Consider the following 13,234-nt stretch of genomic DNA (forward strand, 5'->3'; position numbering starts at 1 on the left):
TTTAGTGTGTAACGAGGTAAGCAGGAATTGCGGACGGGCATTCCCGCAGCGGATGCGGCTCGTCGGGTGTGCTGGCTGCCGCTCACCCCGCCGCGGKGTCGTCACCGGCAGCGGAGCGGGCGATGACGACGCGTTCCCAGGCCTCGTCCTCGGCCCGCTCGTTGAGACGGCCGGAGCGGGTGGCGGGACGGGAACGCCGCGCGCCGCGCATCAGCGCCTTCACCTCGGCCGCGATGTCGCGGGGAACCGCGAGGAGCGCCGCGACCAGCACGCCGACCTGCTCGTCCAGCAGCTCACGCGGCAGGACCCGCTGGGCCAGCCCGATCCTGGCCGCTTCGTCGGCGGCGAGCTCGCGGCCGGTCAGGCAGAGGTCCAGGGCATTCGCGTATCCGAGGAGCTCGACCAGCCGACCCATGGCACCGGCCGCGGGCAGGAAGCCGTCACGCGCCCAGGTCAGCCGGAAGCGCGCATCCGCGGCGAGGACCCGCAGGTCACAGGCGACCGTCACCGCGAGACCGAGGTCGCCGACCGTCGTGTCCACGACGGCCACACTGATCAGGTCGGACCGGTCGGAGACCCGCCCCATCGCGTCGCGCCACGCGCGATAGCCCGCGGCCGGGGACAGCCGCCCCTCGGCGGACGCAGGTCCTCCCTCGCCCACCCGGGGTGCGGGGTCGGTGAGGTCAGCGGCAGGCGGGGGGCAATGACCTATCCGGACAACCAGGACCCGGACCTCACCGGTCAACCGACGCAGTTCGCCGACCAGCGCCGACGCGAGAGCCGGGAACGAACCGGCCCCGCCGGTATCACCGAGGTCCGTCATCCCGATCGTGACGAGAGGCCCGGCGACCCGCACGCGCAGCCCGGCCGCCGCCGCCGCTACAGCGGCGGCGGGGACCGCCATGATTCAGGCGCTTTTCTTCTTGGTGCCCCGGGTCGCACCACCCCGGCCGCGCAGGGTCGTACCGGACTCCGAGAGGATCCGGTGGACGAACCCGTACGAACGACCAGAGGACTCGGCGAGCAGGCGGATGCTCTGCCCACCTTCGTACTTCTTCCGAAGTTCGGCGGCAAGCTTGTCCCGCTCGGCGCCGGTGATCCGGGTTCCTTTCCTGAGCTCGGCCAACGTGGCCCCCTCCGTGTTYGATGATCTGCGAACCGATCTTCACTCAGCTTGAGTAAACGCGCCACTCGAAGCAGATGTGATCCATCACACGCGACGCCGGTGYATGACCGTGCCCTCGCGTTCCTTCCTCCATGCCGGCGGTCACCAGCGATGGCACGGGTCGCACCCACCCGCTGRCACAGCAGGCGCGCATGGCCGACAGTGCTACCGAGACCAGTGTCCCCAATCCCCGGTACGCGGCCCGACAACAGCATCGGCGCGTCGCCACGAACATCGTCATCTTCGCGATCAAGATCTTCTCTCGATGCAACGCTGCAGGTACGACCATCAGTCGATCACTGTACAGAGCGAGCCGACGGACCGCGAACGCGGCCGATCGATTCGACTGATTCCTCACATCCGACACCGGTTGTCCACCTCGTCGGGGCCGGGCCCGCTCCCGTGCCAAGGCCCGATCCGGCGAGACCGCGKACGGCTCGTCGCACCCCCGCCGGCACCTCCGGCATCCGGCTCGGGAGCAACTGCGGCGCTGGGAGCGAACCGGACTCGTTACCGYGCAGTGGTGGTCGGTGACGTAATGATCTCCGGGTCGGCACCGAAGGTGCCCAGCTACGCGGCCTGCCTCGGTACGGACCGGTGAGCGCGACGGACGGCGCCTCCGACCCGACCGCTGTCGCCGCCTCCAGCCGGTCGCCCGGACCGCGTGGCGGCCTGTCCCGGCCCTGGGCTGGGTCCGCCGGGCATACCGAGGCCAGCGAGGCGGCGCTGTGGCTCATCCTGGTGGCCTGCGGTCTCATCGGCATGTTCCTCGTCTCCACCGGCGACCTTGATCTGGGCATCGGTGACCCGCCGCTGCGCGGCGGATGGGCTCCCCGTCTCGATTCCCTCGTCCTGGTCCCGCTCGCGATCGCCGTGGTCGTGATTGCCCTCACCGCCTGGTGGGCCTCGACCATCCCCCCGGCGGCCACCCCGAACACCCCGAACACCCCGGCCATCCCGAACACCCCGAACACCCCGAACACCCCGGCCATGGCGACCGGCCCGACGAACAGGCTGCCCTGGACCGTCCTGCTCGTCCTGGGCTACGTCGGATCGCTGGCGTGGAGCGRCACGCTCGCGCTGGTCGCACCCGGGGAGATCACGGCGGATCTTCGCATCCCGGCGGATCTCCTGGCGGCGGCAAAAGCCGTCGGTGACGATCCGCTCGGCTTCCTCGCCTCCTACACCGCGACCACCACGCACGCCGCCGCGGGGACTACGGCCGTCCTGCCGACCCATCCTCCGGGCCCCGTCCTGACCGTCTGGGTGCTCACCAGGGTGGGGATGCACGGCGCGGTCGCGATCGGGATGCTGTTCACCGCCCTGGGCACGCTGGTCGTCCCCGCCGTCTCGATCGCGGTGCGCTCGTTGTGCCATGAGACGGCCGCCCGGCGCCTGGTCCCCGTCCTCGTCCTGGCCCCGTGGAACGGATGGATGGCGGCGTCCCCGGACGCCGTCACGGCTACCCTGGCCACCCTGGCCGTCGCGGTGGGGGTGGTCGGATGCGAACCGGGTCGGCGCTCGATGTGGTGGGCGCTGGCAAGCGGGCTGCTGCTCGGCCTCGCGGGGCTGTTCGGCTACGCCTCGGTCTGGCTTGGCGTGGCGGTCGCGGCGGCCTACTTCGTCCGCCGTCGCCCGATCCTCAACGTCATGACCGGCCTGGGCGCGCTCCTGCCGCTGTGGCTCTTCTACGCGTGGGGTTTCTCCTGGCCCGACGGGCTGGCCCTGGCGAGCGCGCCACGGCCGGGGCTCGCCGGCACGCTGGCCTGGATCGCCGTGGATCTGACCGTGGTCGTCCTCGTCGGCGGGCCGGTTCTCGTCCGGGCGGCGCGCCGCCTGCGGCTGACCCCGGGCTGGCCGCTGCTGGTGGGGGCCGGCGCGACGATGCTGTTCGCGACGGTCCTCGGACTGGCCGAGGGCGACGTCGAAGAGTCCTGGCTGCCGGTTTTCCCCTGGTTGCTGGTGGCCGCGGTGGCGCCCCGTCCCCGACCGGAACTGCCTGGGGACAAGCTACGGGCGGGAAACCTGCCGGTGGTACTGATGTCCCTCGGCGCCCTGAGCGCGCTCGCGCTGCGGCTCTGCCTCGCCGGCGGCACCGGCTGACGGATCCCGTCGTCGACCCGGCTCGTCGCGGAGGATGTCGGGCTCGAGGAAGATGCGCAGCGGAACCGCCACCGCGGCCCGCAGCGCCGCCTCCGCGCCGTTGATGGTGGCGGCCACCTCGGGCATCGCCAGTTCCGCCCCGATACCGATCTTGGCGGCGACGAGCAGCTCGTCCGGCCCGAGGTGCAGCGTGCGCAGGTGGATGACCGTGGCGACGCCCGGGGCGGCGGCGAGCGTGCGGCGGATGGTGGCGACCATTGCCGGGGCTGCGGCCTCGCCCACCAGCATGCCGTACGCCTCGGTCGCCACGATGACGGCCACGATCAGCAGGAGCACGCCGATGGCCAGCGTTCCCGCGCCGTCCCAGATCGGGTCGTCTAGTGCCAGCGTCAGTCCGACCCCGAGCAACGCGAAGATCAGCCCCAGCTCGGCTGCCAGGTCCTCCAGCAGGACGATGGGCAGTTCCGGGGCCCGCGCCTCCCGAATAAACCGCCACCAGGACCGGTCGCCCTTCGTCTTCTTCGACTCGCGCATGGCGGTCGCGAAGGAGTAGGACTCCAGCAGCACCGCGATCAGCAGGACGACGACCGCGACCAGCCCGCTCTCCAGCTCATGCGGATGGCGCAGCTTCTCGACGCCCTCATACACCGAGAACAGCCCGCCGAGGCTGAACAACACGATCCCGACCAGGAAGCCGGCGATGTAACGCGCCCGCCCGTACCCGAAGGGATGCTCCTCGTCCGGCGGCTGGACGGAACGTTTCTGGCCGAGCAGGAGCAGGCCCTGGTTGCCGGAGTCGGCCACCGAGTGGATGGACTCGGCCAACATCGACGACGACTGAGTGACCAGGAACGCGACGAACTTCGCCAGCGCGATACCCAGATTGGCGGCCAGTGCCGCCATTACCGCCTTGGTGCCGCCCTGCGTACTCACAAAGGTTCTCCGTTCGGTTCCCGGCGCAGGGTCCCTGCTCAGGCCAGGGTGATGAGCTCGGCCAGATCGGGTGACCAGTTGTCCTCGACCCCGTCCGGCAGCATCAGGACCTTCTGCGGGTCGAGTGCCTCGACGGCCCCCGGGTCGTGGGTGACTAGGACGACCGAGCCCCGGTACGTGGCGAGCGCGGCAAGCACCTCGTCGCGCGAGGCGGGGTCGAGGTTGTTCGTCGGCTCATCGAGCAGKAGGACGTTGGCGGAGCTGCAGACCAGTCCGGCGAGCGCGAGGCGGGTCTTCTCGCCGCCGGACAGGGTCTCGGCGCGCTGCTCCACGCTGTCTCCGCTGAACAGGAACGCGCCCAGGATGCGACGCAGCTCCACGTCCGACGTCCCCGGCGCGGCGRCCCGCATGTTGTCCAGCACCGAGCGGCTGGTGTCCAGCGTCTCGTGTTCCTGCGCGTAGTACCCGAGACGTAGACCGTGACCGGGATGCACCTGGCCGACGTCGGGTGCCTCCTGGCCCGCCAGGATGCGCAGCAGCGTGGTCTTGCCGGCACCGTTCAGCCCGAGGACCACGACCCGCGAGCCGCGGTCGATCGCGAGGTCCACACCGGTGAACACCTCCAGCGAGCCGTAGGACTTCGACAGTCCGGTGGCGGTCAGCGGCGTGCGGCCGCACGGAGCCGGGTCCGGGAAGCGCAGCTTGGCCACCCGGTCCGCGACGCGCGCCTCGGCGAGCCCGGCCGCGAGCCGCTCGGCCCGCCGGTCCATCTGATGGGCGGCCCGCGCCTTGGTCGCCTTGGCGCGCATCTTGTCGGCCTGCGCCTTCAGCGAGTCGATCTTCTTCTCGGCATTGGCGCGTTCCCGGCGACGGCGGCGCTCGTCCAGCTCGCGCTGGTTGAGGTAGGTCTTCCAGTTCACGTTGTAGACGTCGAGGGTGGCCCGGTTGGCGTCGAGGTGGAAGACCTTGTTCACGCACTTGTCGAGCAGGTCGACGTCGTGGCTCACCACGATCAGGCCGCCCGTGTKGGCGCGCAGGAAGTCCCGCAGCCACCCGATCGAGTCGGCGTCGAGGTGGTTCGTCGGCTCGTCGAGCAGCAGGGTCGCGTCGGCGTTGCCGGACCCGGCGAACAGGATGCGGGCGAGTTCGACCCGCCGCCGCTGCCCACCGGACAGGGTGCCGATGGGCTGGGCGAGCACCCGATCGGCCAGGCCCAGCGACGAGCAGATCCGGGCAGCCTCCGCCTCGGCGGCATAACCGCCGAGCGTCCCGAATCGCTCCTCCAGGCTGCCGTAGCGGCGGATCGCCGCGTCCCGCGCCGTGGCGTCGACCAGCTCGGCCATCTCCAGCTGCAGCTTCTCCATCTCGCGCAGGAGAACGTCGAGACCGCGCGCCGACAGCACCCGATCACGGGMGGTGTCGGCCAGATCGCCGGTACGCGGGTCCTGGGGGAGGTAACCCATCTCACCCCGGATGTCGACGGTGCCGGCGAACGGCAGCCCCTCCCGGGCAAGCACCTTCAGCAACGTTGTCTTGCCGGCCCCGTTGCGCCCGACGAGACCGATCCGGTCGTTCGGCTGCACCCGGAAGGATACGGGCTCGATCAGAGTGCGGGCTCCGGCACGCAGTTCGAGCTCGGACACAATGATCATCGAGGTAGGGCCTCTTTCGGGCTTCCAGACAACGCCGGGCGAGCGTCAGAGCGTTACACCGGCGACGTCGGGTTGACACGGRCAACGGCGGGGACCCCACCAGAGCACGGCGAACCGGGACGACCGAGGTCGGGCACGGGGTAGGTCGGGCACGGGGTAGACCGCGCACCGTGCCCACCAGGGACGGCACGGTCGGGCGCGCGACGATCACGATACGACGATGCTCATGACCTCAAGAGTACGGAAGCCATCGGGCGCCGTGGCCGCCGGATAGCCCTCGAACAGGTCCGCCACGCGCCAGAGCGTAAGGTGCCCCGTGCGCCCACGGTCACCCGCCGTCGTCCGGGTGGCCGCGCGCCGGCCARGCCGCTGCCCGCCCGCCACGAGAACATGGGCGACGTCCGTCCACCGCCCAGCCGCATGCGTCGCCGCGCAGGCGCACCGATCGAAAGRCACACCATGTCGACGCTCCTCGTGACCGGAGCCRCCGGGTTCATCGGATCGAACTTCGTCCGCTACTGGCGGACGCGGCATCCGGAGGACGCGGTCGTGGCGCTCGACGCCCTGACCTACGCCGGCTGCCGGGAGAACCTCGCCGACGTCGCGGACCGCGTCACGTTCGTCCACGGCGACATCCGTGACCAGGAGCTCGTCGAGTCGGTGCTGCGGGAGCACTCCGTGGACGTGGTGGTGAACTTCGCCGCCGAGTCGCACAACAGCCTGGCGATCATCCGCCCCGGCGAGTTCTTCGCGACGAACGTGATGGGTACCCAGACCCTGCTCGAGGCGGCACGCACGGTCGGGGTGGCCCRCTTCCACCAGATCTCCACCTGCGAGGTCTACGGCGACATGGACCTCAACGACCCCGGTGCCTTCACCGAGGACTCCCCCTACCTCCCCCGCACGCCCTACAACGCGGCGAAGGCCGGCGGGGACCACGCCGTACGCGCCTACGGCTTCACCTACAACCTCCCCGTGACGATCACCAACTGCTCGAACAACTACGGTCCCTACCAGTTCCCGGAGAAGGTCATCCCCCTGTTCGTAACCCGGGCGCTGCAGGGCGAGTCGCTCCCGATGTACGCCTCCACCACGAACCGGCGCGAGTGGCTGCACGTGATGGACCACTGCCGGGCGATCGACGCGGTTCTGGACCGTGGGCGGCTCGGCGAGACCTACCACGTCGGATCCGGCGTCGAGGCGGACATCGAGACGATCGCCGACACGGTGCTCGCCGAGCTCGGTCTGCCCGCGTCGTTGAAGACGATCGTGCCCGACCGCCCCTCGCACGACCGCCGCTACCTGCTGGACTCCACCAAGCTGCGGACCGAGCTGGGCTGGACGCCGTTGATCGACTTCGCCGAGGGCATGCGGTCGACCATCGCCTGGTACAAGGAGAACGAAGCCTGGTGGCGTCCGCTGCTCGGTCGCTCCCCGGTCTCCGAAACGGCCTGGACGAGCTGACGGCTCCAGCCGAGCTGAGGCGTCAGCCGCCGGTCAGCGATGCGTACAGCCGCGCGGTGCGCTCGGCGATCGCCGCCCAGCCGAACTCGGTGACGGCCCGGTCCCGGCCCGCATGGCCCATCGCGGCCGCCCGGACCGGGTCCGCGAGCACCTCGTTGACGGCCCCGGCCAGCGCGCCGGGGTCGCCGGGCGGCACCAGCAGACCGGTGACGCCGTCGTCGACGACCTCGGGAATGCCACCGACCCGGGAGGCGACGACCGCGGTGCCGCACGCCATCGCCTCCAGGTTGACGATGCCGAGCGGCTCGTAGACCGACGGGCAGACGAACACGGTGGCATGGCTGAGCAGCTGGATCACCTCCGGCTTCGTCAGCATCCCGGGCAGCCAGACCACGCCGTCGCGGCCTGCGCGCAGGCCCTCGACCAGGTCGGTGATCTCCGTGAGCAGCGCAGGGGTGTCCGGGGCCCCGGCACAGAGCACGAGCTGCGCCCGGGGGTCGATCGCCGCAGCCGCCCGCAGCAGCACCGGCAGCCCCTTCTGCCGGGTAATCCGCCCCACGAAGATCACCGTCGGCCGGGCCGGATCCACCCCGTGACGTTCCAGCACGTCGGTCGCGGTGTCCGGACGGTACTCGTCGGTGTCGATGCCATTGCGGATGACGTRCACACGGGCCGGATCGACCGCCGGGTAGGCATCGAGGATRTCCACGCGCATGCCCGCGCTGACCGCGACCACGGCGGCCGCCGACTCGATCGCGACCCGCTCGCACCAGGACGACACCCGGTAGCCCCCGCCCAGCTGCTCGGCCTTCCAGGGACGCCGGGGCTCCAGCGAGTGCGAGGTCATCACGTGCGGGACGCCGCCGAGCAGCGCGGCGAGATGGCCACCGAGATTCGCGTACCAGGTGTGCGAGTGGATCACGTCCGCGCCGACCGCCGCGGCGGCCATGGACAGGTCCATCGACACGGTCCGCAGCGCGTCGTTCGCGTCGGCGAGCGCAGCCCAGCCCCGGTGCGCCGCGACCGCGGCGACCCCCGGGGCACCCGCCCTCTCGACCACCGGTCGGTCGACGGCGCCGGTCGACGGCGCCGCACCCGCGGGCCCGCCGCCCGCCGACCCGCCGCCCGGCGCCGGCCCCTCGCGGTGGACGGTGAGGTCGACAAGCCGGGCGAGCTCCCGGCTCAGGTACTCGACGTGCACACCCGCCCCGCCGTAGACGTCCGGGGGGTACTCCCGGGTGAGCATGGCGACGCGCATGTGCGGTCTCTCCCAACGGTGCCGTGACGGGACGGGTGCAAACGGGACGGGTGCGGGCGGTGGAGGCGAGGAGCGGGGCGGGTGCGGGCGGATGGGGCGGATGGCGGCCGGTTCAGTCGGCGATCGTGACGCCCTTGCCGACGACGGTGATGCCCTGCTCGCTCACGGTGTAGCCGCGGGCGCGGTCCCGGTCCTTGTCCACCCCGACCTGGGCGCCCGCCGGCACGTGCACGTTCTTGTCCAGGATGGCGTCGCGGACGACGGCCCCCCGGCCGACGAGCACGTTGTCCATGAGCACCGTGTGGTCGACCTCGGCCCAGGAGCTCACCCGCACTCCCGGGGACAGCACCGACGAGCGCACCGTGCCCCCGGAGATGATGACTCCATTGCTGACGATGCTGTTCACGGCCGTGCCGGTGCGCTGCAGGCCGTCGTGCACGAACTTCGCCGGTGGCAGCGAKGGGATGCTGGTGAGGATCGGCCACTCCCGGTTGTAGAGGTTGAACACCGGGTCGAGCGCACACAGATCCATCTGCGCCTCGAAGTACGAGTCGACGGTGCCGACGTCGCGCCAGTAGCCGCGGTCACGCACCGTCGTGCCCGGGACGACGTTGCCGGCGAAGTCGTACACCGCCGCCGCCCGCTGGGCCACGAGCATCGGGATGATGTTCCCGCCCATGTCGTGGACGCTGTCCTCGTCCGCGGCGTCCTTGCGCAGGGCGTCGATCAGCACGTCCGTCGAGAAGACGTAGTTACCCATCGAGGCGAACGTCTCCTCGGGGCTACCCGGCAGACCCGGCGGATCGGCGGGCTTCTCCAGGAACGCCTCGATCGTGCGGCCGTCGGGCGCCGTCTGGATGACCCCGAACGCCCTGCCCTCGGATCTCGGCACCCGCAGCCCGGCGACGGTGACGCCGGCTCCGCTGTCGAGATGCTGGGCGACCATCTGCCGCGGGTCCATCCGGTACACATGGTCCGCGCCGAAGACCACGACGATGTCCGGGGCGTCGTCGTAGACGAGGTTCAGCGACTGGTGGATGGCGTCGGCGCTGCCGGCGAACCATCGCGGCCCCAGCCGCTGCTGCGCCGGCACCGGCGTGACGTAGTTGCCGAGCAGGTTGCTCATCCGCCATGTCGTCGTGATGTGCCGGTCGAGACTGTGGCTCTTGTACTGGGTCAGGACCGCGATGCGCAGGTAGCCCGCGTTCACCAGGTTGGACAGCACGAAGTCGATCAGGCGGTACAGCCCGCCAAAGGGGACGGCGGGCTTCGCCCGGTCCGCGGTCAGCGGCGCCAGCCGCCGTCCGGCACCCCCGGCCAGCACCAGACCGAGGACCCGCGGGCTCGGCACAGACAGGCTCCCGTCTTCCGGCTCGATCTCCGAACGACCGGCGGGGCCGGACACCACGCCACGAGGCGGGAAGCCCGCCGAAATGGGCCGATGACGACGCCGATCGCCTGGTTCCGACCCTACAAGCCTGGCGGGCGGATACGGGCGGAGTGAGCGGTGGTTGCTGGGTAGCCAGCCGTACGTTGCGCGAACCCCACCGGTTGTTCATCCAGTGGGCCGGGGGGACGTCAGACGTTGAAGCCGAGCGCGCGCAGCTGCTCGCGACCGTCGTCGGTGATCTTGTCCGGCCCCCACGGCGGCATCCAGACCCAGTTGATGGTCACGTCCGCGGCCAGCCCGTCCGGGCCGTCGACCAGGGCGGAGCGGGTCTGGTCCTCGATGACGTCGGTGAGCGGGCAGGCCGCCGAGGTCAGCGTCATGTCGAGGGTGACGGTGTTGTCGTCGGCGACGTGGATGCCGTAGACGAGGCCGAGGTCGACGACGTTGATGCCGAGTTCCGGGTCGACGACGTCGCGCATCGCCTCCTCGATGTCCTCGAAGCTGGCGAGCTCCGGCGGGGCGTCCGGTCCCGTCGGGTCCGGGTCCAGCACCGGCTTCGGGACCCCGGCGGGCTGATCCGCCGCCTCGGCGGTTTCTCCCGTCGCGGCCGAGCGCGTCTCGGTCACCGTCTCGCTCATGGCTTCTCCTGCTCGGGTACGTCGAGGGGGGCGACGCGGGGGTACGCGACAGAGGTGGATGCGCCGGCGACGGCGACACTCGGATCCATCGCCTTAGCGGTCGCGTCCTTCCACGCCATCCAGGACAGCAGGGCACATTTCACCCGGGCGGGGTACTTGGAGACGCCGGCGAACGCCACGGCGTCCTCCAGCACGTCCTCGTCACCCTCGATGGTGCCCCGCGACTGCATCAGCGCCAGGAACTCGCGTTCGAGCTTCAGCGCCGCGTCGACCGACTTGCCGATCACGAGGTCGCTCATGACGCTCGCCGACGCCTGACTGATCGAACAGCCCTCGCTCTCGTAGGAGACGTCCTCGACGACCCCGTCCGAGACCTTCACCCGCAGGGTCACCTCGTCGCCGCAGGTCGGGTTGACGTGGTGCACTTCGGCGTCGAAGGGATCCCGCAGCCCCCGGTGGAGCGGGTTGCGGTAGTGGTCCAGGATGATCTCCTGGTACATGGAGTCGAGTTTCACCTCAGAAAGAACCTCCGGACCCCGTGCAGTCCTTCCACCAGGGCGTCGACCTCGCCGGTCGTCGTGTAGAGGTGGAACGACGCGCGGGTCGTCGCAGGTACCCCGAACCGCAGGCAGACCGGCCGGGCGCAGTGGTGCCCGACCCGCACGGCAATGCCGCGCTCGTCGAGGATCTGTCCGACGTCGTGGGGATGGATCGGCCGGCCGTCGTCCTCGTGCAGCACAAAGGAGATCGCCCCGCCGCGGGCGTCCGCCGCCGGCGGACCGATGATCCGCAACCCCGGCACCTCGGCGAAGGCGTCCAGCGCGTAGGCCGTCACCGCGTGCTCGTGCTCGGCGACGGCCGGCATGCCGAGCGCGGTCAGGTAGTCGACGGCCGCGCCGAGCCCGACCACCTGGGCAATCATCGGGGTGCCGGCCTCGAACCGGTGCGGCGGCGCCGCGTAGGTCGAGCCCTCCATGGTGACAAGCTCGATCATCTCGCCGCCGCCGAGGAAGGGCGGCATGACCCCAAGCAGCTCGTAGCGTCCCCAGAGCACCCCGACCCCGGTGGGCGCGCACATCTTGTGCCCGGTGAAGGCCAGGAAGTCCACCCCGAGCTCGGTGACGTCGACCGGGTTGTGCGGTACCGACTGGGAGCCGTCGAGCACGGTCAGCGCGCCGACCTCGCGGGCCCGCGCCACCACCTGCGCGACCGGGTTGATCGTGCCGAGAATGTTCGACTGGTGGACGAAGGCGACGACCTTCGCCCGCTCGGTGATGATCGAATCGAGGTTGCTCAGGTCGAGCCGGCCGTCGTCGGTCAGCCCGATCCAGCGCAGCGTCGCCCCGGTGCGCCGGGCCAGCATCTGCCACGGCACGAGATTGGAGTGATGCTCCATCTCGGTGACGACGATCTCGTCACCCGGGCCGACCCGGAACCGCTCCGCCTCGGCGCCGGCGGCCCCGGCGTTGCTCATCGCGTAGGCGACGAGGTTCAGCGCCTCCGAGGAGTTCTTGGTGAACACCACCTCCCGGCGGTCGCCCGCCCCGATGAAGGCGGCGACCTTGTCCCGGGAGGCCTCGTACAGCCCGGTGGCCTCCTCGGCCAGCACGTGGATGCCGCGGTGCACGTTGGCGTTGTGCAGCTCGTAGTAGGTCCGCTCGGCGTCGAGCACCGCCAGCGGCTTCTGCGAGGTGGCGGCGCTGTCGAGGTAGACCAGCGGCCGGTCGCCGTGCACCGTGCGGGCCAGGACGGGGAAGTCCCGGCGGACCTGCTCGACGTCGAACCCGCCGACGAGCCGGGGTCCGGACCCCGGGCGCACGGCCGCGTCGGTCAGCGTCATGACACCGCTCCCACGCCGGCCGGCGTGGCCGCGCCGCCACCCTTGACGTAGCGGTCGTAGCCGGACTCCTCCAGCACGGCGGCCAGTTCCGGGCCGCCCTCGTCGACGATCCGCCCCGCCGCCATGACGTGGACGAACTCGGGACGGATGTAGCGCAGGATGCGGGTGTAGTGGGTGATGAGCAGGATGCCCGTCTCCCCCTTGGCCCGCACCGACTCGATACCTGCGGAGACGATGCGCAGCGCGTCGACGTCGAGGCCGGAGTCGGTCTCGTCCAGCACGGCGATCTTCGGCTTGAGCAACGCCATCTGCAGGATCTCGTGACGCTTCTTCTCGCCGCCGGAGAAGCCCTCGTTGACGTTGCGCTCGGCGAACGCCGGGTCCATCTCGAGCGCGGCCATGGAGGTCTTGACCTCCTTGACCCAGGTCCGCAGCTTCGGCGCCTCGCCGCGCACGGCCGTGACCGAGGAGCGCAGGAAGTTCGACACCGAGACCCCGGGGATCTCCACCGGGTACTGCATCGCCAGGAAGATCCCGGCCCGGGCCCGGGCGTCGACGCTCATCGCGAGGACGTCCTCGCCGTCGAGCGTGATGCTGCCCTCGGTGACCGTGTACTTGGGATGGCCCGCGATCGAATAGGACAGCGTCGACTTACCCGACCCGTTCGGCCCCATAATCGCGTGCGTCTCGCCCTTGCGGACGGTCAGRTCCACCCCGCGCAGGATCTCGCGCGTGCCCTCGCCGTCCGTCTCCACCGAGACATGCAGATTGCGGATCTCCAGTGTGGACAC

General features: G+C 70.8%; 12 protein-coding genes. 2 read left to right on the plus strand and 10 right to left on the minus strand.

Annotation, left to right across the window (positions count from 1 at the left end; all coding sequences use genetic code 11):
* Positions 1-82 precede the first annotated feature (82 nt).
* Together CcI156_RS04615 and CcI156_RS04620 are read right to left on the minus strand one after the other, a co-directional pair.
* Positions 83-904 (minus strand): enoyl-CoA hydratase/isomerase family protein, encoded by an 822-nt coding sequence (locus CcI156_RS04615; protein ID WP_076804409.1) that lies wholly within the window; start codon positions 902-904, stop codon positions 83-85.
* A gap of 3 nt (positions 905-907) precedes the next feature.
* Positions 908-1,126 carry a helix-turn-helix domain-containing protein gene (locus CcI156_RS04620; protein ID WP_009399485.1) on the minus strand — a complete coding sequence of 73 codons (219 nt, stop codon included), beginning with the start codon at positions 1,124-1,126 and terminating at the stop codon, positions 908-910.
* A 636-nt stretch (positions 1,127-1,762) separates the two neighbouring features.
* Here CcI156_RS04620 and CcI156_RS24505 point away from each other — a divergent pair.
* Positions 1,763-3,268 (plus strand): hypothetical protein, encoded by a 1,506-nt coding sequence (locus tag CcI156_RS24505; RefSeq protein WP_076804413.1) that lies wholly within the window; start codon positions 1,763-1,765, stop codon positions 3,266-3,268.
* Here CcI156_RS24505 and CcI156_RS04635 read toward each other — a convergent pair.
* Positions 3,176-4,201, minus strand: coding sequence for a cation diffusion facilitator family transporter (locus CcI156_RS04635; RefSeq protein ID WP_023841552.1), 1,026 nt, complete (start codon positions 4,199-4,201; stop codon positions 3,176-3,178). The two genes, CcI156_RS24505 and CcI156_RS04635, sit on opposite strands and share 93 nt — an antisense overlap.
* Positions 4,202-4,239: 38 nt before the next feature.
* Entirely contained in the window at positions 4,240-5,853 is a 1,614-nt protein-coding gene (locus tag CcI156_RS04640) for an ABC-F family ATP-binding cassette domain-containing protein (protein ID WP_076804415.1), read from the minus strand.
* A 459-nt stretch (positions 5,854-6,312) separates the two neighbouring features.
* On the opposite strand from CcI156_RS04640, the gene rfbB reads away from it, so the two are divergent.
* On the plus strand, positions 6,313-7,317 hold the full coding sequence (rfbB, locus tag CcI156_RS04650; protein WP_076804419.1) for a dTDP-glucose 4,6-dehydratase: 1,005 nt from the start codon (positions 6,313-6,315) through the stop codon (positions 7,315-7,317).
* 22 nt (positions 7,318-7,339) lie between these two features.
* Here the strand turns inward: rfbB and glgA are convergent, their stop codons facing one another.
* From glgA to sufC, 6 genes are all read right to left on the minus strand, one after another.
* Positions 7,340-8,575 carry a glycogen synthase gene (glgA, locus tag CcI156_RS04655; protein ID WP_076804421.1) on the minus strand — a complete coding sequence of 412 codons (1,236 nt, stop codon included), beginning with the start codon at positions 8,573-8,575 and terminating at the stop codon, positions 7,340-7,342.
* Positions 8,576-8,687: 112 nt separating this feature from the next.
* Positions 8,688-9,926, minus strand: a complete 1,239-nt coding sequence (gene glgC, locus CcI156_RS04660; protein ID WP_011436106.1) for a glucose-1-phosphate adenylyltransferase — start codon at positions 9,924-9,926, stop codon at positions 8,688-8,690.
* Positions 9,927-10,153: 227 nt separating this feature from the next.
* Complete coding sequence (locus tag CcI156_RS04665) at positions 10,154-10,603, minus strand: metal-sulfur cluster assembly factor (protein WP_011436105.1); 450 nt, start codon at positions 10,601-10,603, stop codon at positions 10,154-10,156.
* A complete protein-coding gene (gene sufU, locus CcI156_RS04670; RefSeq protein WP_011436104.1) occupies positions 10,600-11,118 on the minus strand; it encodes a Fe-S cluster assembly sulfur transfer protein SufU in 519 nt (172 codons plus the stop codon). The genes CcI156_RS04665 and sufU overlap by 4 nt, the downstream gene beginning before the upstream one ends.
* Positions 11,115-12,443, minus strand: coding sequence for a cysteine desulfurase (locus tag CcI156_RS04675; RefSeq protein WP_011436103.1), 1,329 nt, complete (start codon positions 12,441-12,443; stop codon positions 11,115-11,117). Before CcI156_RS04675 ends, sufU begins: the two co-directional genes overlap by 4 nt.
* Positions 12,440-13,234 (minus strand): Fe-S cluster assembly ATPase SufC, encoded by a 795-nt coding sequence (gene sufC, locus CcI156_RS04680; RefSeq protein ID WP_011436102.1) that lies wholly within the window; start codon positions 13,232-13,234, stop codon positions 12,440-12,442. The genes CcI156_RS04675 and sufC overlap by 4 nt, the downstream gene beginning before the upstream one ends.

This window comes from Frankia sp. CcI156, from assembly GCF_001983015.1.
GTDB lineage: Bacteria > Actinomycetota > Actinomycetes > Frankiales > Frankiaceae > Frankia > Frankia casuarinae.